Source organism: Photobacterium profundum (assembly GCF_003026285.1).
GTDB lineage: Bacteria > Pseudomonadota > Gammaproteobacteria > Enterobacterales > Vibrionaceae > Photobacterium > Photobacterium profundum.
The window spans coordinates 163,628-188,527 of record NZ_PYOD01000001.1; the positions used below are offsets into that span (position 1 = coordinate 163,628).

Sequence of the window (24,900 nt, forward strand, 5' to 3'; positions counted from 1 at the left end):
ATGTATCAAAAAAGATACTACCGTTTTATAACAAATAAACAGCTAGTAACTCAAACATCTACAACACATAAAACAACAAAAACCTTAACATCTAACATAACCAAAACAAACTAACGGTGGCTTTATAGTATAAAGCCAGTGGTAAGTGCTGCATGAAGATAGAAATGCGTGATCACCTGTCACGGGGGAATAGATATGTGAAACTTTAGAAAATATATTTAATTTATGACTTAATCCTATTTAATGCCTTTTTTAAATGATAATTGCCCCACGCGTGAAGCATATCGTTTAAAAAATCATCCCTTGATGTAATACATATGACAAATTCATGATTTTTCATTGATGTCGTCACAATTTGCACCATAATACTGGATATAAATACAGTTAATATCAGTATAGAGGTGAAGCTGTGAATATAACAATACCCCTTAAGAACACCAGTGGCTAATTTCAATACACATTTGAATTATGCGGCTATCGCCAGTAGTTTAGCGGCCACCGCTTTATTATCGGCAGGAAACATACAGCCTATAACTGCACTATGGTTAACCTTTTTAGGCACTATTGGTGGATTACTGCCTGATATCGATTCAGACAATTCAACCTCTATGCGCACCCTGTTTAGTTTATTTGCTTGTGTATGCAGCTTTGTCTTAATTTGCCACCTCTATGCACAAGTCACGATGCTAGAACTTGTTTTGGCCGCCGTAGCTTTTTATATATTTATTCGACATAGCGCAAAGTCATTTTTTGAAAAACTCACCATCCATAGAGGCTGTTGTCATTCATTGGCTTTTATTGCACTACTGAGTATGTGTATTGTGTGTATGACCCACTATATGGGGTATAGCAATGCAACCAGTTGGCTATCTGGATTATTCGTCGCTTTTGGTGGGGTGCTACATCTCGCATTAGATGAATGCTATAGCGTTGATTTAGCAAACCGAAAATTAAAGTCTTCTTTTGGTACTGCTATGAAGGTAATTTCATTTAAAAACCCTTTCATTAGCACGGCGCAATTGGCTGCGGTTGTAGCCTTATTTCTTATTGCCCCCCCCTTCAGTTCAACAATAGATTTACTCTCTGATTGGCATCGTTTTCAGTTTCGACCTGAGTGGCTCAATCTACAAGTCACTTCAAGTTGGTTAAAAGATATTCTTAGTTCAACGGCGGGGATTTTCCGTGGTGAAGTCCCTTCGTAGTTATGTCAAAACAAGAAAAAGAAAGACGTCATTTCTTAACTGCGGAAACAAGCCCAACCATTTCTTGCCAAGTCTAAGGGGCGTGCTAGCTTTAATAGTAATAGTGTAGCTACATGCCGGAGAAAACAACATGAGTGAAACCAAACAGGCATTATGGGAGCTAGAATACCGACTAGAACATCATCCTGACCTTTTTAAGAATATCAACTATGCCCAGTTAATTGTTCTAAGTCAGAAAATAAAGCTAGGTGCCAGTAAAAAAGCAGACGATCCAGAGCTTACTCCATCAGACATAAAAAGAACTCTAGATGCCTTTAAGGTATGTGTAGAGTTAGCCATTATTGTAAAAGAGTCAGAAATTGCCACCGTTCTACTTGATCAATCAACAAATATTAAGAAAATCCTCGATGGCTACTTCATCCCAGAAATTGATGCGCAAATCATTTCAAAAGATGAACTCAAAAAACTCGTGGAATTTGCGGAATCAAACGATTTAACGAAGATGCTACTCGATATAAATAAAGATAGCCTTAATGAGAAGAAGTTAGAATCATATTTAAAAATTAACTACGATTATCCGGATATAGCTTTGGATAAAGATAAGCTAACTCCTGACGAGCGCGAACGAAGACAGACGGCACTTCTAATAATGAATAAAGCGTTATCAGGTGGCCTGCTGACCTGTGGAAATATGGGTTTAGGGGCACTTTCTGGTATTCTTTCAACCATTCCAACGCTGACAAATCCAACGTTCCCACTTATTCCCGGCTTAATTACTTCCACCTATACAGGTATAACCGGAATCCTGTCAGCCCTTGAAGATCTAAACAATTTGCCATAAGAAATGAAAGCTCTCAACACATGGTCATGATAAAAAAGAGCACGTTCTTTGTGCTCTTTAAAGGCCGCCTCATACTCAGTAAAAAATTAATCGCTCATCACTCAGAGTTTATCGCTTCCTTATCAAATAAATCACCAACGAGCCTTTTAAATTTGATCAAATATTTCTAGCAACAAGCACTAGATTGGCAGTGCCAGCTTATTTAGCTAAAATTCCAAATGGTCATCCTCTGATGCTCGGTTCCTCCCATTCGCAAGCTTTACATAAGGCACTAACTAGCTCGTTCCTGCCCATTGTGTGTTAACACAATTACTCATTCACAGGCTGTTAATATTGTTTTGTGAGACTAAATGTCATGTAGGTACTATTGTTACGATTCCAGAATCGAAAAAGACCGCCAATGGCGGCTTTTGATTTAATGCGCTGTTGTAGATCGCTTTACGGGTGTTATATTCAATGATAAGGAATTCCCTTATCATTGATGTACACGCTAGAACAAACAAAACCAAATCTCAGTCAAATAGATCTTTCTATGGCGCAATGGCTTATCACTAGAATAAACAATGGCATTTTCATCGTAAGCCTTCTTACGAGCCGCATGGCTCACGCCGCTGTATTTTCTCGAACCTTTTACTATGTCGGAAAGGTCTCGCGCGCTATTGTGGCGCCCTAACGTTGCCGAGTATAAATTCATGACTAACGATCCTACTGTATTGGGTTGATTCACCAAATTATACGAAAATGAACGCCGCGTTATACGGGCAATCTTGCGATTTTAGATTTCACTACTAACCTTGAACCTTTCCTGTAAATACCGAATGCACACACTCCATTTGTTTATTGTGATTTTCCCTAAGTAATTTTTTTGTTTTCATTATCAACTTTATGTTCAATAGGTCGCTCAGAGACGATTTTATCCCTAGGCCTAAAAGCCTCTGGATGGTAAATTCAATGAACCACTACAGCTCTTAAATGCACTGTTAGTCCACTAGAAGATAGGTGTTGATTATGCTGCTGGCTTTAGTAGATCAATAGCTAATGGAAAGTCTTTAAATTGCAGTGGTATAACGAATTTGTGCACATGAGCAGAAGTTTACGAGACCTTTTCTAATCTGAGTCAAGATAATTTCTAAACTCATTTTTGTCCAGAGGCGAGTTAAGTCAGTTGATCGGCTAGCAAGGTTTTGCCCCTTTATCACACAGATCAAATACTCATTCACATGCTATTAATGTGCGTTTGTCTTATTAAAAGTTATCTGAATTCAGGGGCGCGATAAGCCACACTGTTTAATGATTGGCTGTTTGCTCAGCTTGGAGAAAACTTCAGTTAGAGGTTTGCAGTGCTTCAATTTATCAATCTGTGATTGAAGCCAGCACAATGAAGAGGTTTGGCGTTACACTAAATAAGATATAACAAGTAAAGAGGGTCTATGACGTTTTCTCCTGCCATTTTGCGTAAAATCTGGTACTCCCCTTCCATTAACCTAGGGCTTCGCGCCACCAGTGCCATTGTGCTATTTCTCGGTTTAGGGGTGTTGTCTAATCAAATCAGTATCGCAATGACCGCTCTCATGACTATGCCAGCAGCTTTAATTAGTGGTCTTGACGCAGCAGGTCCAAGGCGGTGGACACGTTTTGCTATTACAGCAACCGCTTGGGGAGTGACTCTGGCCGTCAGTTACGTTCTGCTGATCAGCGGGCTGCCTTTATGGTTGACCTATGGCGCAATTGGCGCCTTGCTTGCCAGCACTGCGGTAAATGGCCCATTTTGGGGACGGCTAGGGATGTCCAGCCTCCTGATTGCTGTCGTCAGCTTATCACTTCATAATTCCAACTCAGCTCTAAGCTTGTACCCTATGCTGGTGCTTGGACCTCTTGCTTTTGCATTATTTAGCTGGCTTTGGTTTGCCTTATGGAGGCACTATGCGTTGCGCGTGTGTCTATCCGCGATTTACGAAACGTTGGCAGACTACATCCAATATCGTCAAGAATTCTTGTTAGGAAACGAAAATGAAGCGCCAAAAAGGCGCATAAAATACCAACTAATCGAGTTGTTCCAACAGGCTCTTCAATCCGAATCTTTTCGCTCTAAACAAGAAGATGCTAACTCGCTCCGACAAGCTTTGTTTCTCGCTATCGATACGTTTGAAGTGGTACTAAGCAGCCATACAAGTAATCCAGATCTATTAAGCCAATTTCAGTCAAGTAAGCAAAAACGAGACTTGTTATTGGTTTGGAGCCAACATTGTCAGCAAAGATTAAGATACAAAGCCAAACAGCTTTTGCATAACACGCATGAAGAGATGGAGCACTTAAGCTCATTAGAGCAAGAAGCAAATGACTTGATTGAAGCGGTGAAGCTCGAAGACCAACCCCGATTTCGTTATTGGGCATACGCAGTGAAGCACATTTCCCGTCGTATTGAGCTTAATGAACCCGCTTATGAACGTTCTTTTGAAGTGCAGCCGTTCGAGTTGTCTTTTCGTCTGCCAAGCCGAGGCAATCCGATTTGGCGTCATGTTACCCGTGTAGGTTTGATGTTCGCGCTTGGCGCTGGGATTACGGAGTACTATGAATTAATTCGCCCTGATTGGGTGTTGATTTCGATGTTGATGGTGATTCAGCCAAGCTTCTTGGCAACACGCAGTAAAACTTGGCAACGCTGTTTAGGTACTGCACTTGGTGTGCTATTCGCGACTTCTTTGATTCACATTGGCATACCGACAACCGCGATGTTTACGCTAATTGTCATACTCTTGCCCGTCGCGATGCTCAATATCATGCGCCATTACTCGCTAGCAATTGGCTGTATTACGGCGCTATTGATTTTGGTTTATCAAACCATGGCACACCAAGGGCTCGACTTTGCAGCGCCACGTCTGATCGATAACGTGGTCGGTGGCGCAATTGTCCTGCTCGGTTATGGCTTGTTATGGCCGCAATGGCGAGGCAAAGAGATCCACACTCAAGCGTTAAAAGCACTTAATAGTTCAAAAAGCTTATTTGTGTATTGCTATGAACAGCTGCAAGTTGACACCGAACAACGTGATCATATGACATTAACCAAGCAACGTGCTGCCATGCTAACCACAGAAAACGACCTTGAGCTGGTTTACAATGAGATGCAGCAAGAGCCAAGACATACTCGCGCCGACCCACATTATTATGAAGATATGCTGAGTCACTATCGATTATTGAGCCATTACCTCTGCTTGCTGATTCCGCTTGTCAGAACAGGCACGCAATACCAAGGCTCACAACAAGTCGAAAGCTTAATTCATAATGCGATGGATGCGTTGATCAATACCCTTCGTGATAATCGCGTCCATGAACTGCCAGCGCTAAGTAATAAAACCGATGCCAATCACCCAACGTCCACAACAGGTCAACGTTCGGTAGAAGAAATCATCTGGTTGGCACTGATGACAGTAAAACAAATGCACGATTTAGTTAGGCGCAACCTAGAAAGCTAAATACACAGCATTATTATAAAGTTCATGTCAGCACTTATTTACCAATACCCACGCACACTGACCAAGATTACTAACAGGAATATCACTCAGACTTCGCTCTGGTTTTTTTAGAGGAAAGCGTTTGGCACACCTTAATGAATGGGCTTGTTGCAAAATGATCTGAGCCATCGAAAGTGGACACTGCGTTAAGTGTCTTTGCCATACCTGTAGTTATTTATTACTTTCTCATTTAACAAAATCGCTGACGCGTTTTTGTCCAACTGCGAGTCAGCTTATTTTCTGCTGACATTGTGATCACCAAGCAATTTTGCCGTATTCTGTATATGGAATACACGTATTAGCAAAGTGGCGAATCAATTCAAGTGTAAGATGCGTACGTATACTCGGCTTCTTGTTGAGGGAGCTAGCTTTTAGCCTTTGATGTTTGCGCACCAGCTGTCCTCAACGACTTATCAGCTTTATATAGCATTACAGAGCGCCTAGGTTTTCAATTGGTTGGTCTTACCTTTATATGCATCATTTAGTACCAATTTGGATAGAAAATTGGCTATGGTGAGAGTAGACCCCGTCGGTGTTCTTGATTTAAAAAAGAGGATCAAAATAGCTAAAGAAAAGCACCGAGAAGCTGTACAATACTCGAGTTGCGAGATCGCAGCATGGGATACTCATTCAAAGAAAACCTTAAAGTAGCCATATATGTCTAAAGATTTTGGTTTCACCACAGAATACACCCTCGACAAGACCTTTTTTGCAGAGTGTTATGATCAAACTAGCCGTCCTGCTAAATTTCCAAAAGCCTATTTAAAAGGAATACTTTTTCTTCTTTTTGGTGTGGTTTTATTAATATTTGAGCTATTACCCAGCGGTTACGTTGGTTGGTTCTTTATCGTTTTGAGTATTATTGAAGCGTTAAGTGTTTATTTTAAGAGAACCTGGTGGTTATGGCGACAAACACTCAGCATGAGCTCTGGCAGCAGAGTGGTATTTCAGGTTGACTCTAATGGTGTGAGTTATAAAAGCGGTAAAAACACCCGTAGCATCGCCTGGAGTGAAATCGACAAACTTAAACAAAGTGATTTAGGGTTTATCCTTCATATGGGTAAACAGCGCCAATATGTCAGTAAATCTTGCTTAAATGATGAAGTGATCGCGTTCATTGTAGATCAGCACGCAGTATCAAAAATGAACTAACGTCAATGCGCGCAAAATAGAGGTAATAAAACGAATACGGTCAGGTCTTTCATTTTGCTTTTGATAAGAGCGGATTAGTTTCTAGCTAGGGGTGAAATGGCTGAGTAAAATTTGCCATGACTTTGTAGGCGATTGAAAGGTTTTTACAGTAGCTGAGATTATCCGAGTTCACTCTGTAATATGAAGCTCGCAACAAGGTTTTGTCTAACTTTGATGTAGCCAACCATGGCTGAATCATTCTTGCCCCAAAGTTTGTTAGAGCTTTAACTCATTCACAATATGCTCATAGCAATTTTCCATACATTTGCTCAATTGCAGATGGAAAATTTTTAGCTGCAAGCGGTTTTTATTTCCGATTTTGACGCTGCGGGTAGCGGCCGCTCTTCTTCAGCCGTTTAGCCACACTATAGTGATAATAGCGGGCCAGAAGTGGACGAATAAACGGCAGGCCGATAAAAAAAGCCAGCGGTTTAAGGCGACTGACTCGGCTCATTAACAGGATATACGCATCAAGTTCGCTCAAAACTTTCCCACTTGCTGTTTTAACATGCAGTTCGGTCAATGCTTTCAGAGGGTCGATACCTAGCTGCTGCAGCAACTTTTCCTGCCCGGTAATATCAACCCAGCATACCGAATCGCCCTTCTCTCCTGCCAAATTTTGATAATTATTACGATCTTTAATACAACGCGGGCAGCTGCCATCGTAATAAACAGTTACTTTTTCGTCGCCATTTTTCATATTTCGCCCTCCTACATATACTCTATACTTAGCCTCCTTTATTGTAGTGATCGCTGAGGCCTTATGATCTCGGTAAATAAAAAAACGATATTTGCAATTGAACAAAGTGAACTAAAATTACAAAAAAGTATGCCTATCAATGGATTTTTTATTGTCTGGGTTTACTGACATTTCTTGGTTCGCAGAATATGACGACACCTCGCTATGTGGGTATATAGTGCCTTAGAGTGTCTGCTTTAATGTTTGATTATTACACCACCAAATCAGCCTTCCCTATCACGTTTTTGCCTCTTTTATTCTTAGTACTATGACTCATTCATAGCCTGTTAATGTGAATTTGAATTAGATTTATTCATATTCGAGTTTTAAGCGGCAAAAACTTGGTAGGAGAAGAATTAGGACGATAGTAATGTACACTTTCCCCCTGTGACAGGATAAGTTATTGCCTAATTGAAACCCATAAATTATACCATTCTAGCGAATTAACTGGTCAAGTTGATCCAGCTTCTAGTGCACATCTTTGTTACTCTTTGCATGTTACATCTTTTTTACTTACAGCCCTTTTGGGTTATTAAAGAGATGCATTAAAGGTCCCTTGGGCTAATTCTGCTATTGCTTTGTTACGGTAGTAAAACTCATTTACGTTTATTTTTTATAACACCAAGCCAGCTGCTACACGAGCAATAACGCTACCTGTACAATTTATTGGTTTTTAACCAGTGATAACGCTGCTTTCGCTGTATTCATCGCAGAATTAGGGTTCTGCCCGGTAATAAGTTGACCATCAACAACGGTATGACCCATCAGAGGCAGAAATGCTTTGCTATAACTCATTCCTCTTTTCTTTAAGCTCTTTTCCAAGTTATATGGCACCAAACGTTTTACACCCGCGATAGCTTCATCAAAATAGGGAAAACCGGTTCCCTTTTTGCCCTTAAGTAAGTACTCTCCGTTACTTAATTTCACATTTTGCAAAGCAGCAACACCGTGACAGACCGCCGATACAATTTTACCTGCCTCGTATATTTCACGAGTCAGAGCATCAAGCTGCTTATTATCAACGAAATCCCACATCGCACCATGCCCACCCGCAAAGTAGAGTAGATCATAGTCATTGTGATCTACTTCTGAGAGTGATTTAGTGTTGTTTAATAAAGACATAAAGCTTGGATCTTGATAACGTTTTTTGGTGTTTTTATCTAAAACAAATCGCCCTAAACTTCTGCTATCGATTGGAGCCTTTCCGCCTTTAGGGCTAACTATATCCATCGCGATACCCGCTTTTTCAAACTGATCATAGAAATGCGTAAGTTCTGATAGCCAAAGACCTGTCGGTTCTGTATCTGAACCTTTAAAGTACGAATGGTTGGTCACGACAATGAGTGCTTTTTTCATTTTTTATTACCCCAAAGCTGTTAATAAAAACAATATTAATTCTGTTTTGGCATACTAGCTAAAATAACGCCAAATGCTTTCAGTGCAATAGCATCATCTTCAGTACTGACCACTAACTTTTTACCGTTTATTTGTCTATCCATGATCACCGTTTGGTATGCTGCTACCACCTCTTTAATATCAACCCCACCCGTGGTATCTAAACCGGGTATCTGCTGCATGGTTTGTTGGAGCATGCCTGGACTGACGCTATTGATACGTTTGCCATCACCAAGTTCCAGCGCAGCGCCTTGCACAAAAGTGTCTATGGCTGCATTTACCATAGCAGCAGCAGTCATGCCTAAAACGGGAATAGAACTTGTTTGACCACTAGTTAAGGTAATACTGCCGCCTGGTGTTAGGTAGCTCTCAGCCAATTTAGCTAAATTTACCTGCCCCATTAGCTTAGATTGAAAGCCAACATTGTAATCCTCGAAGCTCATCGCCTCACTACCAAAGACCTTACCAAGCGCAGCGCCACCCGCAAAGTTAACAATTGCATCAACGCTGCCTAGTCTTTTTAGCACTGTTTCAATACTTGTCATATCTTCTAAGTCGGCAGTGAAATCTAACTGCACCGTACTATCAGGCTTATTACCTCGTCCCACACTAATAACCTGAATGTCACTTGCATTACTCTGTTCTTTTAATGATGCAACTAATGCAGAGCCGATAGTACCTGTTGCGCCAATAACTAAAATTTTCATGTTATTACCTCTTTGCGTATTGCCCGTTATTTTTAAATGAATAAAAGCAAATCATCTGTCTATTAAGGTGCAGCCAATCATTTGCTCTATTTAACATGAGACTAGATTAATGGTTTCCGAAATGTGACACTAGACAGCAAAATACCAACTCGGAGTTGTCATATTGGAAACCAATGTCAATTTGCGTGATTTACGCGCCTTCTGCGCTGTTGTTGATCAAGGCTCAATCACTGCGGCTGCAACGGCTTTGGCAGAGACCAAAGGCTCTGTCAGTCGACGTATCTCTCGCTTAGAAGAAAAACTAGGTACCGCTTTAATACAGCGTAACTCTGGTCGGGCTCAGGCAACGCCAGATGGAATGGCGTACCGCCTGCGGGCGGTAGAAGCATTAGAAATATTGGATATGGCTCAAAATGAGCTGTTGGATCAACATGTGACACCGCAGGGGCATTTGCGCGTAACTGCCGTACAAGGTATTGCCAATATACTGAATCTCGGTGATTGTTTGGGTCGTTTTGCCGAGGTTTACCCAAAAGTCAGCGTCGATATGATCATGACAACGGATATATTATCACTACAGGAAAATCAGATTGATTTTGCTTTCCGTCTAGCCTCTGGTGATTTACCTGACTCCAGCCATCGCGCACTGCTACTTGCCAAAGTAGGCCTTGGTTTTGCAGCAAGCCCTGACTACCTTGAAAAAAATGGCACACCTCAGCATCCAAGTGAGCTTCAAAATCACCGACTGCTGCTACCGCGAACCTTTGGCTCAGGTATCAGCATTAGTATGCAACCCATAACACAGCCTGAAAAGACGGATACATTTTACCTTAAAGGCCATATTACTTGTCAGGACACGCTATTTTTGGCCGATTCGGCATTAGCAGGTGGAGGTATCGCCTTGATGTCTCCCTCGGTGCAAAAGCCCTATATCAACAGTGGCCAATTAGTCCCTGTACTTGATGGCTGGGAATCCTGCCAATCGGGCAATTTATATCTGGTTTTCTCTGGCGGACCTTTATCCCCAAAAGCTAAGGCATTTAAAGAATTTATTAAAGCGGAGTTCAGTCACACGCCATTGATCTAGAGAGGAGTTTAGACTGAGCTTGCTGTGCGTTTATCCAACATCGCACTATTCGGTAAACAATCATCGTCGATTTAATCAGCATAATCACCTGACGGATCAAAAACCAACATATCCAAGGCTAAGCGATCTAACCCAGGTAAATCCCCACAAAAGATATGAATTAATAATGAGATAGGTAAAAAAGTAAGGAACATTCATGCATTTAGTGCGTGCTACAAGATGAAGTAGTGTTCGCTTTAGCACGGTGCAATTGATTGCGGTTGTTGCCTTATTTCTTATTACCCCCCCCCCCCTTCAGTTCAACAATGGATTTGCTCACTGATTGGCATCGCTTTCAGTTTCGACCTGAATGGCTTAATCTACAAGTCACTTCAAATTGGTTAAAAGATATACTTAGTTCAACGACGGGTATTTTCCGTGGTGAAGTCCCTTCCTAATTATGCCGAAACAAATCCAACGTTCCCACTTATTCCCGACTTAATTACTTCTACCTATACAGGTATAACCGGAATACTGTCAGCCCCTGAAGACCTAAACAATTTGCCATGAGAGAGAAAACCTCTCACACCATGATCGTGATAAAAAAGAGCACGTTCTTTGTGCTCTCTAAGACCGTCCCATACTTACTAAACAAATTAATCGCTCAGATAGTTTATTCAATCATCACCATTTAGTCTGAACCATTTGAGTCATCGATAAACTTAATCGGTGGTTGAGTGCGACGATCTACTTCAAAATGGAAAATATCTGGGCGGTTATAATGGCCTGCAACATCCAGAGCTTTACGGGAGTCTCGTGCTGCGCCTAAATCAATGTCGGAATATAAAATCCCTTTTTCCCTATGCAGCGGTCCTGCGATTATCCCTCCAAAAGGTTTAATTACCACCGCATCCCCTGGGTTTATCCATTCTTCAGCTGGAAATAGATTGTCACGCTCAGGAAATGACTCCGGAATATCTTCTCCTTGCAAGGCTGTTGCTGTGCTAAGAACCCAGCAGCCTCCCTCTCGGGCGATGTGATTCATCGACGCTATCCAGCTATCACCACTGTCCCAAGTTGGTGCGATATAGATATCAATATCCTGAGTAAACAAACTATACCGTGCAAGAGGCATGTAGTTTTCCCAACAGATCAGGCAGCCTATTCGGCCAACAGATGTATCTACAACCCTTAGGCCACTACCATCACCAAACCCCCATACCATTCGTTCAGGGTTTGTCGGCATGATTTTTCGGTGACGATTCACAATTTTTCCATTCGCATCAATCACGACAACGGTATTAAATAGCGTACTGCCACTAAACTCTGAGTCAATCTCATTCATTCCTATGACAACAACAAGATTGAGTTTTGCCGCAGCCTCACAGATAGAATCTAGGCCACCACTCGCAATATCTACCGCATTATTTCTTAATTTCGTATGAATCTTATTGCCGAGCGCCATATCACCGCCAGGGCGAAGACGCCATATCCAAGAGGGATAGCCAGGAAGGAAAGCTTCAGGAAACACGACTAGTTGTGCACCCATATCAGAAACTTCATTCATGATCTCTACCGCCTTGTTAAGGCTGCTTTTTAGATCAAGAAGCACTGGTGGTTTCTGCGTTATTGCTACTTTTACGATCATTTCTCATGTACTTTTAGTAAATAAATATCTCTTAAAATTAGTTCATCAAATAGGCATCGTAAATAAATCGTTATTATTTGGAGTCAATGAATTAGCATTCCATGTTTTATTAATGAATATACCAAAACCATAAGAAGTCCCTTCGTAGCTGGTCATCATGCCGGTATAGCGGTCACCACCCATCGCAAAGGACCATTTACGCTAACAGTCGTAAAGGGATAACACGTAATTAAGGTTAACTGCGACCACGGCGTTTGTGCGGCTACCTTTGTCTCTTGTTGATTCACGACCTGTAATCTTGTGACAATGTAACGTACAATTTTCCCATATTCATCTTGTACTTCAATAGCGTCGCCTATTTTAGCCTTTTCTAACGACCTAAAATGCGTATCGTTATGGCCGTAAATCACCACATTGCCTTGCTCATTAGGCTTTGCAGTGAATAACTGTAAAGTAGGCCCGAACGCCAAATTACGCCCACTAACACCCGCCAGTACTGTCTGTCGTTCACCGTTAGGTAAAATCAATTGCGCAATGGGCGAGGTATCTGCCCACGGCCATGGTTTACTTGGTATACCTGTTGCTGTTTGTTGTTGCCAAGATTGAGCAATCAATACTTGTGCAAGCCACGCCTTTGCTTGGATATAGCCCCCTCGCCCCATCATTAACAAGCCAACACTCAATACAACAACCATCGAAGCTGTGCGAACATTAGAAAGCATTAACATCATTTTGCCCTTTATGTTTTGCACTACGATTTTGTGCGGCGTATCGTGATACGATTCTTAGAAGTACACCCTATCAATAAAGCAAACAGTGACAATAATGCGCCGACAAAAATCATGATTTCGCTATTAGTACTCGTTTGAGCCAATTTGTATGGTGCGGGTTGTAAAGACGCCTGCTTCGACTTCCACCCTTTTGGTAAATGCGGTTTCACGTTGGCATCATTAACCACTTCACCTTCTGCACGCGCTGGGGTTTTGTCTACGGCAATCAAACTGGTATACCGCGTTACAATGTGGTGCTTCATTCCTAATAGCTCGATGTGCTTTTTCTTCTCATCCATAGATATTGCAGGGTTCATTTGTATGCTGCTAATTTGGTTACGCGCCCATATAATGTCTAACCCAATACGCGGTTGCGGTTGTTTTTCGTCTATCGCTAGGCCTTGATGTATATCCACATCTTGACGCCATTCATGATCAACTTGTTGGCCGGTAATTATCAAATTAGCGGCATTATCAGGGATCTTAAATGACACTTGCAGTGGCTCTTGTTGATATAAATCTGGTACAGGATTTGGCCAATAATCCACAGATCGACCATCAGACCATGCCAGTTTAATATCACGCATTACGGGTTGGCTGATTTTAGAAAATAGTAACCGCATTTTCGTATTAACCTCTTTCACATCACCAATGTAGGTATACGTACCTTTCCCTTTCATTGCTGCGCGGGTCATAAAATAACTGTTTGGCGCAGAACCAATACCGACTGTAAATAAACGACGATCAACCAATTGTTGTTCAATCAAATCAAACAATGCGCTTTCGTTACCAACGCTGCCATCAGTAATAAACACAATTTGATTGAGCCAACGTGTACTATTCAGTTGATCATGTGTTTTGATTGAAAACGCAGCCTTTAAAGCAGCTGCCATTTCTGTGCCACCATCGGCATCTAACCCATCAACAAAACGTAATGCGCGAGTGATTGTTGACGATGTAACTGGCAGTAATTGCTCAGAATAGAGCATGGCTTCATGATTAAACGTCACGATATTAAATGAATCTTCAGGCTGTAGTTGCTGCAAACCGTATCTCAATGCTTGCTTCGCCTGCTCGATAGATTCGCCGTACATTGAACCTGAAATATCGAGCACGAAAGTGACAGACTGGTGGAACAAGGCACTGCTCGTCGTACTATTAACTTGATGATTCACTTGGGGCGGCATGGTCAATAACAATCCATAACCTTGCCCTTCAACATGCTGAGTAAATAAGGCTGTAGAAGGTAAATCCGTTGCTTTCGGTCGCCATGACAAAACCACATCGCGATCGGCAATATCAGGCTGTATCAAAGACAAGATGTAATGATCTTCAGATAACTTCTGCTGAGTAAAAGCATGAGATGGCGTATTAATAACTGCGATGGGTAACCCTGCATTCAGATCAATATTGAGTGAAAAAGGTAAGGTTGGATCATCTTGTAAATCACGTAGAAAAGGAGTAATTTCGTTCACATCTGGCACTTTATTTAATGGCACAACGGGAATATAACGAGGTGCAACCACTGTGGGGAAACGCAGGCTGAATTCGCCATCACGGTACAACACTGCTTCTTGGTATTCAATTTCAACAGTGACAGATTCATCAGGCGCAATGTTGGCCACCTGAGTCGAAAAAATGTTTGGTCGATGTTGTTCAACTAAGCTGGCTTTCACGCCTGCCTGTTGCGCCGCTTCATATTGCTTTTTCGCAATAGCTTTAGGCTGAATATCCCCTTCTATAAAGCGTTCACCAATCCACAACCGCAAATGGTCGACAGCCGCTTTATCAGGTAAAGGAAATATGTAGCGACCATGAACCCAATCCGTGCTCGTATTCTTGAACGTTTGACGTACGGTGACCCGATTGACCAAGCCATTCACCGTCATTGTTACATCAGTCGACAATAATGGCGCTGTTTGAGTGCCATGTTCATCACGATATACCAAGCCTAAATCATCCGCTTGCACAGCCAATGAATACAGTGCCAATATACCTGTTAGCCCACCCATCGCTAATTTAGACAACCCTTGTTTGGGAAGCCCTTTTTTTAATAGCTTAGACCTATCCCTAAATGCGCACAAATAGGTGGTAATCACCCACGTTTTCAAACTGACACTGATCATGATATCGCCTTCGCTTCACCCATTAATCACAAAGAATTGTTTCTTGCTAATAAGGGCATTAAAGCAAATAAGCATGGCGAGAACAGGCAAGAAAAATGATTAATCATGGATGAAAAGTGACGAAAAAAGGCAGCCAACATAGAACAAAACTGTTATCTAGAAAACTGGCTGCTATACCATTCTGGATAAGTAAATAATCAGATAAGGCATAGCCTAGGCTATGCCTTAAATAAAAATTAAATTCCAGACTTAGCGAGGTACGATGCCATCTCTTCACTTGGAACCATACCACCACCCGTAGCCCAAACTAAGTGGGTCGCATTTTTGAGTTTTTGCTCATCCATTTGGATTCGCTGAAGATATTCTTCATTGTCAGAAACTACAACAGGACCAAGCATTCCGGCTAAAGCTGAAGGTTCTAGCTGAATATCTTCATACTTGCTCAGCTCTCCGAGGTGGTGGTACATTCTTTCATCACTAATGGTATAAAAGCCATCAAGTAATCTTTCCATTGCTCTTCCCACAAATCCAGAAGCACGACCAACAGCTAGGCCGTCAGCAGCTGTTATATTATCGATACCAATATCCTGAACTGAGATTTCATCATGCAGGCCAGTATGAATACCCAATAACATGCAAGGTGAGTGGGTAGGTTCCGCAAAGATACAATGAACATTATCGCCAAATGCCATTTTCAAACCAAACGCCACACCACCAGGCCCTCCCCCCACGCCACATGGCAAATAAACAAACAGTGGATGCAGCTCATCTACTAGAATATTCATGGCTTCAAACTGGCTCTTTAGTCGCTCTCCAGCAACAGAATAGCCTAGAAAAAGTGTTGGTGAATTTTCATCATCAATAAAGAAGCACGTTGGATCTTTTTCTGCTTCTTTTCGTCCCTGTGCAACCGCTACACCGTAGTCTTCTTTATATTCAACAACAATTACACCATGAGATCGAAGTTTGTCTTTTTTCCATTGGCGGGCATCTGCCGACATATGAACCGATACAGAAAAGCCAAGTTTTGCACTCATAATACCTATAGACATGCCTAGATTACCGGTAGAGCCTACAGCGATACTAAACTGCTTAAAGAAAGCTCTAAATTCATCCGTAAACAATTTGCTGTAATCATCAGACTCAGATAACAAACCAGCTTGGATTGCTAATTTTTCAGCATGAGTTAACACTTCATAGATACCACCACGCGCTTTTATTGAACCAGAAATCGGCAGATGACTATCTTTTTTCAGTAGTAAGGTTCCTTGAATTTCTATGTTGTACTGCTGATCAAGAACTGTTTTCATCGCTGGAATAGCAACAACATCAGATTCTATAATGCCATTTGTTTTGGCTGTTTCAGGAAATGCCTTTGCCAAATAAGGAGCAAATCTTTTTAGTCGGTCACTTGCATCTTTTATATCTGTATTATCAAGCCCTACATAAGGCAAGCCTTCAGCCAGAGTTGTAATATTTGGATTAAACCAACTTACATCGTCTAAGGCGATTAGTTTTTCAACCAGAGGAAAATCAGTAACTAATTGTTGAATATTTAATGTGCTCATTTTAATTCCTTAAACCTAGATGATGTACGACAGTAGGAAGGTGCCACCCAAAGCGACAAAAGAAGCAATAAAAGTAGCTGTCGTATAGTATTTGAACGTTTCTGACATTGACGCGCCGCAGTACTGTTTGACTAACCAAAACAATGAGTCAGTAACGATGGTACAGCCAATAGCACCAGAACCAATTGCAAGAGTAATAATTTCAGGGCTGATATCTGGGTATAACGGAAGCAGAGGTGCAACGATTGCAGTTGCTCCCATCATGGCAACTGTTGCCGAACCTACAGCGGCATGCAATATAATTGCGACTAACCAAGCCAGTAGAATTGGGGGCATATCTAAATTGGAAAGTATCTGTGCTAACACATCAGCTAGACCACTACCTTTAAGCACTCCGTTGAACGCACCACCAGCACCGATGATTAATAGAATATTGGCAATAGATGCAAATGCACCTTCCGTTTTTTCTAGTAATATAGACATTCCCATGTTTTGCTTAATACCTAAAATGTAGTAAGCAACAAATGCAGCAATAAACATTGCAGTTATAGGGTTACCAAGAAACTCAAGAATAGAGTAAACCGTAGTACCATGCTCCATATTAAGTTCAGCTGCTGTTTTAGTCAGCATAAGAATAATAGGAAGAAGAACAGTAAATAGAGTAGCTCCAAGTGATGGTAGTTCGTTTTCATTTTTGACTTCTAGAGAAGTAAATTCTTCTGGCACTTTCTTAAATGGCAAGTTAGCACCAACTACTTTTAAGAATAGTGGTCCACCAACAAGAGAAGCAGTTAAACCAATTAAAAGACCATAAAAAATCACAGTACCAATATCAGCACCAAGTGCATTTGTTACATAAAGAGCTGCCGGATGAGGAGGTACAATACAATGTACAGCCATTAAAGCGGTACATAGTGGTATTGCTAAATTTAACAAAGATGTATTTGTTTTTTTAGCGATAGAAAAGGCAAGAGGAATAAGAAGGACAACACCCACTTCCACAAAAAGTGTAATACCGCAAACAAGCCCAATTAAAACCATGATTACTTCAGGTGATAACCAGCGACATTTTTGAAGTGTTAATCCGATACGCTCTGCTGCACCGGAAACCTCCATCATTTTCCCCAGAATGGTGCCAAGCCCAATTATTGCAGCTAAGAAACCTAGAGTTCCGCCAATACCATTTTCAATAGCGTTAACCATTTCGACTGGACCCATTCCCATCGACGTACCAACATAAAAGCTGGCTAAAAGTAGTGCTAAGAATGGGTGTAGCTTAAATTTAACTATCGCAAAAACGATCATTACAATGCTTGATACGAGGGTTGCTATAACCCAGAGTTGCGACTCCATATTTTACACCTTGTTTTTATTGTTTAATTTCGTCGTATTAGACAAAGGATACAAAGTGCTGACAAGCGATCAAAAATCACCAATACATGAGCTAAATTTAAACAACCACGTGATCTAAGTCGACATTCAGAATAATTTCGCTATTAGCGTCACATTTACTCATGTGAAACCAGTATGGTTAATGAGATATGTAATAAGCAAACCTCATTTAAAAGGCGACTTAATGTATACCAAGGATAATATTCTTGCTAAAAATCAGCGGTTAAATAGCTTTCAGCTCTCAAAACTTCATACATTTGAAGTCGCCGCAAGACACAGTTCTTTTTCTTTAGCTGCAGAAGAACTCTCTATGACACCCAGCGCGATATCACATCGAATAAATGGATTAGAAGATGAACTTGGGATTCAGTTATTTAAACGTTCCCATAGAAAAATAAGCCTAACCACTGAGGGGAAGCGAATCTATCTTTCCTTAAAGCAATCCCTAAACACATTAAATCAAGAAATTTTTGAAGTACGAAATGGCGAGGTTTCGGGAACACTTACTATCTATTCACGACCATCTTTTGCACAGTGCTGGTTAGTGCCTCGCATATATAAGTTCAAAGAACTACATCCCGCTATTGAACTTAAGATTCTGACGGGTAACGAAAATATCAACTTCTGTGGTTACGGTATCGATATCGCTATCTATTTTGATGATAAAACACCTAAAAAACTTTGGTATCAAGAGATAATGTCAGAGACTATTGTCCCGGTATGCACTCCAAATTATGCGAAAAAGCACGATTTGGTGGGTAAAGTTCAAAATTTACACAAATGCACATTACTGCATGATAACCAAGCATGGGATTACGAGTCTAACCTAGATGAATGGGAATCTTGGGCAAAGACATATGACATTGAGTCAATAAAACAGATACCAAGTATAAGTTTTGATAGATCCGACTTGGCGGTCATTGCCGCGATAAATAATGCAGGTGTTGCAATGGGCAGACACAGCTTAGTTCAGAAGAAAATAAAGTCCGGAGAATTAATTCAACCATTTTCGGAAAAAACAGTCTCTTGCCAACAAAGGTACTACGTAACCACGCTTCAAAATCAACACTCAAAACAAATTGAGCTATTTCTCGATTGGCTTAAGCGCGAAGCAGAATAATTCACACATTCTAGACCTCCTAGAGATTCGCCAAACTTAATGAAATAAGTAACTATTCCCAGCGAATGTCAGCCGCCACAATTATCTCTTGTGGCGATTAACTCCCCTCCTTAACCTCCATTTCACTATCACACTTTCATGATACTGAGCATTTTTCATTATCTGAAAAGTGTCGCTATGCTTCTCTCACTTAACAATTACACTGCCTGTTTACCAGTAAACATCGTCATGATGTCTCTAATATTGGCATTATGCAGAAAAAACGTACCAGAATAGAAATACACTATAGTATTCATTCAGTTCGCTTGTGGTTATCGTTCGATTGTTAAGTCTCACACTCTTATAAAAGGAATGCTCGATGAAAAGCATCAAACCAACTCTCTTGGGACTTATGATAATGACAGCACAATCTGGCTTAGCGCCTTCAGCAATAGCAGCACAGCAAACTGCTGAGACGATTCTAACCAATGCTGTTTTTTATACTGGTCAGCCCGTCAAAGCTGTAGCGATTGCTGACGGAAAAATAATTGCGATGGGCAAGCAATCTGACATCAATGCTTACCGCTCACCAAACACTGAGGTTATCGATCTTGAAGGCGCTTTTGTATTACCTGGCTTCGTCGATAACCATAATCACGTTTTTGAAGCGGCATCAGAAGCAGGTGGTAATTGCGAACTGAGTATGGATGCATCACTTGAAGAGCAAATCCCGTACTTACTGCAATGTCGTAAAACCAGTCAAAAAAATGTGTCGTCAAAAAATGATTGGCTAATGGGGTACGGCTTTTCTCTCGATATGACGTTGAGCGATGACAACACTCGTACACCGCTTGAAGTACTGGATGAGATTTTCCCCGATCAACCCGTTGTGTTGATGGAACAAACATCGCACTCCATGTGGGTCAACTCCCAGGCTTTAAAATTGGCAGGCATCACGAAAAACAGCCCAGAACCGCAAGGTGGCAAGATACTCACCGACCATGAAACGGGCGAACTTAATGGCATTTTGTTTGATAATGCGGGTGACGTTGTAATGGAAATGGCGTGGAACAGCTTAGCTGATAAATTTAACCAAAGTTACGACGGGCTCATGAACGGATTAGAAGAAGCCGCGGTACACGGTATCACTACCATTGGTGACGGACGCTTGTATTGGAAGCGCGGCTGGTATGACGTATGGAAAGCGGCAGAAAAAGATGATGCGTTAACAGCGCGTGTGTCGTTACGTCCGTGGATTTACCCATCAGATAGCATGGAAGCCCAACTTCCCTATTTACAACGTATTCAATCTCGGGATCCTGAATCACGCTTGATCGTCGATCAGGTCAAAATGTACAGCGATGGTATCTTGATCAACGGCACAGCTAAAACACTGGCACCGTATCTGTCTACTTACATCGAAGATGAACCATACGGCATTAACTACATTGCCCCAACTGCAATGAAATCGTGGTTAAAAGCACTCGATAAAATTGGTTACGGGGCGCATATTCATGCCATCGGAGACGGTGCGATTAATGAATCCCTGAATGCCATTGAGTCTGTCAGACAAACGCATTCTAACCGTGATTATACGCTGACCCATGTCGAGATGGTGCAAGATGCAGACTTACCGCGTTTCAAAGCCCTTAACGTGACGGCTGATTTTCAAGTCGGTTCCGATTACATCGTGGAACATGACCATGAATGGGCTGTTCCTTTTATTGGCGAGAAGCGTGCCAACAACATGATGCAAGTGAACCGTTTATACCAAACAGGCGCGAATGTTAGTCTAAGCAGCGACTGGAACGTGCACGATATCAACCCATTAGTGGGCATCAGCAATAGCCTCTTAATGGGAGCAACAGGCCTACCGGATATCAAAACAGCCATCGATGCTTACACGATTAATGCAGCGGTCAGTTTAGGTTTAGACGATATAACAGGCAGTATTGAAGTCGGAAAATCGGCAGACTTTGTGGTGTTAGATAAAGACATTCGCACCATGAAACCTAAAAATATTCCGAATGCTCTCGTTATGCTCACTATGCTACAAGGTGAAGTCGTGTTCGATAGTGATGACAAGTAACATAATCAAGAATAATGTAATCAAGAGTAACAAATAGCTTACTACTCGACGAGTAAGGCATGTTCTGTTTTTATCAGTGATAATAACAGCTTACTACTCGACGAGTAAGGCATGTTCTGTTTTTATCAGTGATAATAACAGCTTGCCTTGCTCAGTTTGTGACAACCCATGTTGCCATACTGCTTCAACACGACGGCTCATCGCTGCTTGTTCAAAATCGGTCGATAATACCTGTAAGCGTTTATCTGCCTGATTAGCCGCTAGATATGGCGCGATCTGATCATACGGCAACATTGCATAACCCACGCCGTTTTGAAGTACCGCCACTAAAGAAGCCAACTCGGTAAAGGTTGCATACGTTGGGCTATAACCCACTTCTTCATCGTCAGTCATGGCTTCACGAGTCCAGATCAGCTCTCGATAGGCTGACAAATGATCGGCAGTTACTACAGATTCAGACGCTAACGGGTGCGATATCCCTGCCACTAGCACATCTCGGTAACTGCCCAATCGGCAATAATCAAAATCACTATAATGCAGTGTGGTATGTTCGGTGAGTAAGGTAATGTCTAGCGAACCATCATCTAGCCCCACTAATAACGCTTTACGGCTATTGGTCGACACTTCAAGATTAACGTTCAGTTGCTGCAACGCCTTCACCCATACTGCTTGCAAACACGATTGGGGAATATAATTATCAATACCAATCCGTAACAAGGTGGGTTCTTCAAGTGATAACGCAGATGCACATGCTGTCAGCTTGTCTGCTTGGCTCACGGTATGTACCATCATTGGTAGCAGCTCTTCCCCCGCTGCACTTAGGCGAATACTGTTGCCTGTTCGCTCGAGTAAAGTAACCCCAAAGTCGATCTCTAGCTCTGAAATCCACTGGCTAACCTGCGACTGGCGCTTGCCCATAGTGCGGGCAGCCGCTGAAATAGAACCCAACTGGTGAGCAAGTACAAACGCTTTTAAATGTTGAATATTCATGACACTTTATTCCTACTCACAAACAGAACCATTCACACTCAGTAACGTCGACCTTTAGCACGTGCGATAACGATCAAACGATTCACCAACACCTTTTGCTTGGCATCATCTTCATTCTTGATCGCCGATTTCAAATCCCGTAAAACACGAGCCAATTCGGTTTCAAGGTATTTAATGGTTTTCGTTTTAACCATTGAGCGAATAAGTTTTTCGCCATTAGGTGGAATAGGCTGTTCTATTGCCCATTTATAACTGTACCCATCTTTAACTGAAGGAGCGGTTATTACAGGCTCTGGCGGTGCTTCTGCCATATCATCTAAACGGCCCAAATGTTTACAGTAACCCTGTGCGATCGGCGATTTATGATAGGGGATCGGTTGTGCCTCATACAACATAGGGCCCAAAGCTTGCGCCACTTTCATATTCGCTTCTAACACGAATTGGCTGGCATTTTTATCTGGCCTTACGTATGTGCCTTTTTTAACAGGTTCAACGGTATAGTAAATTTTAGCCTGCTCTTTAGCCCGCGTTATACCGACATAAGCTAAACGGCGTTCTTCTTCAGTATCCGCTGAAATACCTGCCGACGAGCGATTCACATACGGGAAAGCATCTTTATCCCAATACGGTAGATATACATGGTTATACTCGCAACCTTTAGCACGGAAAATGGTGGTAAGCTGAACTGGCTGTACGGCTTCATCTACCCCACCGATTACACCTTGTTGCTGCTGTTGTTGACTTGAATTTGAACTTGGATTTTGATACGAATTACTACGGGAGTTTGACGCCGACTTCTGAGAATAATACTCAAAGTATTGCAGTGCTTTACCACAATCTTGATCCATTGAATCTAAAACGGTTTCGATACTGTCTAAGCGCTCAATAGCTTCTTCAATTTCTGATGCGGTCGATTCTGTTTTCCAAATCCATGCATCTAGTTGGCTTTCAGCACGGTACTGACGGTATACACTAACCGCTTTCACACTACCTTTTTGTTGTAATCGAGCCAACAAGTTCACTCGCTCAATAAGCGTATCTAACTTGCCGTCACCTTTCGCTTTTTCCAACTTCTTAGCGTGTAATTCCCATTGCGTCGCAGGCATGTTTGCCAATTCATCACAAATCGGACGTAACTGCGCATTAGGCACATAGCAATGTGGAAAACACAGCAAGTTAAACAATGATGTGGCACGAAAATGAGGTTCGTTTTCATTGAAGCGACCAGTTGCCAAGCTCATAACGTCTAGCAACAGTTTGACCTCTCTGCTGTGGGCTAACACTGAAGGCACTGGCATTTGATAAGGAATTTGCTTAGTCAAAAAAGCCAATTCAAACAGTAACGTTTGTGACCAACGACGCACTAAAATCGCCACTTCAGAAGGTTTTCCACCTTGCGCTAAATACTGCTGAATTGATTGTACGATTTCGCCCACTTGGCGTTCACTACCAATCACTTCCACCAAGGTATCATCAACATTATCGTGAGATACGGTTAAAAAGTCATGGAAACGTTGTTTATTATTTGAAATCAGATGGCTAGCAGACAAGGCTAAGCTGTGACCAAATCGGAAAGTACGCGATAAGGTGTAGGTTGTCGCAGGCGCAAAATCTTCATCAAAATTAAGCATAAACTGTGGTGCACTGCCACGCCATTTGTAGATGCACTGATCCACATCGCCTACCGCCACTAGCTGGGCATTCGGTGCGAGTAAATGTTTTAACAACCAATATTGCGCTGTGTTGATATCTTGGAACTCATCAACCACAATAAATTTAAAACGTTGATGATAAAAATCGCGGATATTGGTATTCGTTTTCAACACATGTACAGATTCAACCAACCAATCATCAAAGAACAACAATTTCTGCTCTTTTCGTATGGTTTCAAACTGCCAATATGCATCAATAATAAACAAGTATTCGCGATTAGTGTCCGACATCTCGAACACTTCTTTAGGCGGTAACATGTAGGCTTTAACTAAACCAATAAAGCTCATTAAAAGCTCAATGGTTTTGGGATCTTTAATCAACTGCTGACGTTGATAACTTTTTTCACCCGCCGCAACAGTGCGTAAGATGGATTTAGCGATAGTTTTGTCGCGATCGCCTTCATTAAAACTGAGCTGAAAACCAGTTTCATTCAAATAGCCTGTTTGCTTAAGCAATTGCATACAAAAACTGTGAAAGGTATGAACAGGAACAGCACTATTAATACCTTTCGCCTGCAACTTGGCTTGGAAATCGATTCGAATGTCACGGTTGAACATCATCACCAACATTTCGTTGGCAGGTACTGTATCGAGTTTATTTGCAATTAAGCCGACCAATGTGGTGGTTTTACCGGTGCCCGCCCCCGCAACACACAAGGCATTACCTGATTGGTGATTAATGAAGGCTGTTTGTTCTGGGGTAAAACTCGTCATTCTAATATCGGCTCTTATCGGACAAAAAACATTCACTGCGTGGCACGCAAAAACATCGCCGTATTGGAACACGTTATCGTAGTGAAAGCAGCAAGCTATCGTGATTTCAGGCCGAATGACTCGTTGACTGTTCGATATC

17 protein-coding genes are annotated in these 24,900 nt (G+C 41.7%); 7 read left to right on the forward strand and 10 right to left on the reverse strand.

What is annotated here, in order from left to right; all coding sequences use genetic code 11:
• The first annotated feature begins 440 nt into the window (after positions 1 to 440).
• The 4 genes from C9J48_RS00765 (at position 441) to C9J48_RS00785 (ending at position 6,707) form a co-directional block, all read left to right on the forward strand.
• Positions 441 to 1,202 carry a metal-dependent hydrolase gene (locus C9J48_RS00765; protein WP_006231611.1) on the forward strand — a complete coding sequence of 254 codons (762 nt, stop codon included), beginning with the start codon at positions 441 to 443 and terminating at the stop codon, positions 1,200 to 1,202.
• 130 nt (positions 1,203 to 1,332) lie between these two features.
• Complete coding sequence (locus tag C9J48_RS00770; RefSeq protein ID WP_006231610.1) at positions 1,333 to 2,043, forward strand: hypothetical protein; 711 nt, start codon at positions 1,333 to 1,335, stop codon at positions 2,041 to 2,043.
• Positions 2,044 to 3,473: 1,430 nt separating this feature from the next.
• Positions 3,474 to 5,516, forward strand: coding sequence for an FUSC family protein (locus C9J48_RS00780; RefSeq protein ID WP_006231609.1), 2,043 nt, complete (start codon positions 3,474 to 3,476; stop codon positions 5,514 to 5,516).
• Between the two features lie 696 nt (positions 5,517 to 6,212).
• Complete coding sequence (locus C9J48_RS00785) at positions 6,213 to 6,707, forward strand: YcxB family protein (RefSeq protein ID WP_006231607.1); 495 nt, start codon at positions 6,213 to 6,215, stop codon at positions 6,705 to 6,707.
• 346 nt (positions 6,708 to 7,053) lie between these two features.
• Here the strand turns inward: C9J48_RS00785 and C9J48_RS00790 are convergent, their stop codons facing one another.
• From C9J48_RS00790 to C9J48_RS00800, 3 genes are all read right to left on the reverse strand, one after another.
• Positions 7,054 to 7,446: a thiol-disulfide oxidoreductase DCC family protein gene (locus C9J48_RS00790; RefSeq protein WP_006231606.1), complete on the reverse strand. Its 393-nt coding sequence runs from the start codon at positions 7,444 to 7,446 to the stop codon at positions 7,054 to 7,056.
• Between the two features lie 702 nt (positions 7,447 to 8,148).
• The gene (locus C9J48_RS00795) at positions 8,149 to 8,841 is read right to left on the reverse strand and encodes a type 1 glutamine amidotransferase domain-containing protein (RefSeq protein WP_006231605.1); all 693 of its coding nucleotides are present in this window, start codon (positions 8,839 to 8,841) and stop codon (positions 8,149 to 8,151) included.
• A 35-nt stretch (positions 8,842 to 8,876) separates the two neighbouring features.
• A complete protein-coding gene (locus C9J48_RS00800; RefSeq protein WP_006231604.1) occupies positions 8,877 to 9,587 on the reverse strand; it encodes a short chain dehydrogenase in 711 nt (236 codons plus the stop codon).
• A 163-nt stretch (positions 9,588 to 9,750) separates the two neighbouring features.
• Here C9J48_RS00800 and C9J48_RS00805 point away from each other — a divergent pair, with 163 nt between their 5' ends.
• Positions 9,751 to 10,674, forward strand: a complete 924-nt coding sequence (locus C9J48_RS00805; protein WP_006231603.1) for a LysR family transcriptional regulator — start codon at positions 9,751 to 9,753, stop codon at positions 10,672 to 10,674.
• 670 nt (positions 10,675 to 11,344) lie between these two features.
• Here C9J48_RS00805 and C9J48_RS00815 read toward each other — a convergent pair.
• The 5 genes from C9J48_RS00815 to dsdX form a co-directional block, all read right to left on the reverse strand.
• Complete coding sequence (locus C9J48_RS00815; RefSeq protein WP_006231602.1) at positions 11,345 to 12,301, reverse strand: carbon-nitrogen hydrolase family protein; 957 nt, start codon at positions 12,299 to 12,301, stop codon at positions 11,345 to 11,347.
• Between the two features lie 155 nt (positions 12,302 to 12,456).
• The gene (locus tag C9J48_RS00820) at positions 12,457 to 13,032 is read right to left on the reverse strand and encodes a class GN sortase (RefSeq protein ID WP_081450106.1); all 576 of its coding nucleotides are present in this window, start codon (positions 13,030 to 13,032) and stop codon (positions 12,457 to 12,459) included.
• 20 nt (positions 13,033 to 13,052) lie between these two features.
• Positions 13,053 to 15,197: a marine proteobacterial sortase target protein gene (locus tag C9J48_RS00825; RefSeq protein WP_006231600.1), complete on the reverse strand. Its 2,145-nt coding sequence runs from the start codon at positions 15,195 to 15,197 to the stop codon at positions 13,053 to 13,055.
• Positions 15,198 to 15,433: 236 nt separating this feature from the next.
• Positions 15,434 to 16,765 carry a D-serine ammonia-lyase gene (dsdA, locus tag C9J48_RS00830; RefSeq protein ID WP_006231599.1) on the reverse strand — a complete coding sequence of 444 codons (1,332 nt, stop codon included), beginning with the start codon at positions 16,763 to 16,765 and terminating at the stop codon, positions 15,434 to 15,436.
• A 15-nt stretch (positions 16,766 to 16,780) separates the two neighbouring features.
• On the reverse strand, positions 16,781 to 18,118 hold the full coding sequence (gene dsdX, locus C9J48_RS00835; RefSeq protein WP_006231598.1) for a D-serine transporter DsdX: 1,338 nt from the start codon (positions 18,116 to 18,118) through the stop codon (positions 16,781 to 16,783).
• A gap of 223 nt (positions 18,119 to 18,341) precedes the next feature.
• Here dsdX and dsdC point away from each other — a divergent pair, with 223 nt between their 5' ends.
• Complete coding sequence (gene dsdC, locus C9J48_RS00840) at positions 18,342 to 19,277, forward strand: DNA-binding transcriptional regulator DsdC (protein ID WP_006231597.1); 936 nt, start codon at positions 18,342 to 18,344, stop codon at positions 19,275 to 19,277.
• Positions 19,278 to 19,668: 391 nt separating this feature from the next.
• Positions 19,669 to 21,345, forward strand: a complete 1,677-nt coding sequence (locus C9J48_RS00845; RefSeq protein ID WP_207383107.1) for an amidohydrolase — start codon at positions 19,669 to 19,671, stop codon at positions 21,343 to 21,345.
• A gap of 93 nt (positions 21,346 to 21,438) precedes the next feature.
• On the opposite strand, the gene C9J48_RS00850 is transcribed toward C9J48_RS00845, so the two are convergent.
• Both C9J48_RS00850 and C9J48_RS00855 read right to left on the reverse strand, forming a co-directional pair.
• The gene (locus C9J48_RS00850; protein WP_006231595.1) at positions 21,439 to 22,335 is read right to left on the reverse strand and encodes a LysR family transcriptional regulator; all 897 of its coding nucleotides are present in this window, start codon (positions 22,333 to 22,335) and stop codon (positions 21,439 to 21,441) included.
• A 38-nt stretch (positions 22,336 to 22,373) separates the two neighbouring features.
• Positions 22,374 to 24,761: an ATP-dependent helicase gene (locus C9J48_RS00855; protein WP_006231594.1), complete on the reverse strand. Its 2,388-nt coding sequence runs from the start codon at positions 24,759 to 24,761 to the stop codon at positions 22,374 to 22,376.
• Between the last annotated feature and the right edge of the window lie 139 nt (positions 24,762 to 24,900).

Coding starts and splice junctions, on each gene's coding strand:
- C9J48_RS00795 (WP_006231605.1), bottom strand. CDS start 8,841: ATGAAAAAAGCACTCATTGTCGTGACCAACCATTCGTACTTTAAAGGT.
- C9J48_RS00785 (WP_006231607.1), top strand. CDS start 6,213: ATGTCTAAAGATTTTGGTTTCACCACAGAATACACCCTCGACAAGACC.
- C9J48_RS00800 (WP_006231604.1), bottom strand. CDS start 9,587: ATGAAAATTTTAGTTATTGGCGCAACAGGTACTATCGGCTCTGCATTA.
- C9J48_RS00855 (WP_006231594.1), bottom strand. CDS start 24,761: ATGACGAGTTTTACCCCAGAACAAACAGCCTTCATTAATCACCAATCA.
- dsdC (WP_006231597.1), top strand. CDS start 18,342: ATGTATACCAAGGATAATATTCTTGCTAAAAATCAGCGGTTAAATAGC.
- C9J48_RS00825 (WP_006231600.1), bottom strand. CDS start 15,197: ATGATCAGTGTCAGTTTGAAAACGTGGGTGATTACCACCTATTTGTGC.
- C9J48_RS00850 (WP_006231595.1), bottom strand. CDS start 22,335: ATGAATATTCAACATTTAAAAGCGTTTGTACTTGCTCACCAGTTGGGT.
- C9J48_RS00820 (WP_081450106.1), bottom strand. CDS start 13,032: ATGATGTTAATGCTTTCTAATGTTCGCACAGCTTCGATGGTTGTTGTA.
- C9J48_RS00845 (WP_207383107.1), top strand. CDS start 19,669: ATGATAATGACAGCACAATCTGGCTTAGCGCCTTCAGCAATAGCAGCA.
- C9J48_RS00770 (WP_006231610.1), top strand. CDS start 1,333: ATGAGTGAAACCAAACAGGCATTATGGGAGCTAGAATACCGACTAGAA.
- C9J48_RS00790 (WP_006231606.1), bottom strand. CDS start 7,446: ATGAAAAATGGCGACGAAAAAGTAACTGTTTATTACGATGGCAGCTGC.
- C9J48_RS00815 (WP_006231602.1), bottom strand. CDS start 12,301: ATGATCGTAAAAGTAGCAATAACGCAGAAACCACCAGTGCTTCTTGAT.
- C9J48_RS00780 (WP_006231609.1), top strand. CDS start 3,474: ATGACGTTTTCTCCTGCCATTTTGCGTAAAATCTGGTACTCCCCTTCC.
- dsdA (WP_006231599.1), bottom strand. CDS start 16,765: ATGAGCACATTAAATATTCAACAATTAGTTACTGATTTTCCTCTGGTT.
- dsdX (WP_006231598.1), bottom strand. CDS start 18,118: ATGGAGTCGCAACTCTGGGTTATAGCAACCCTCGTATCAAGCATTGTA.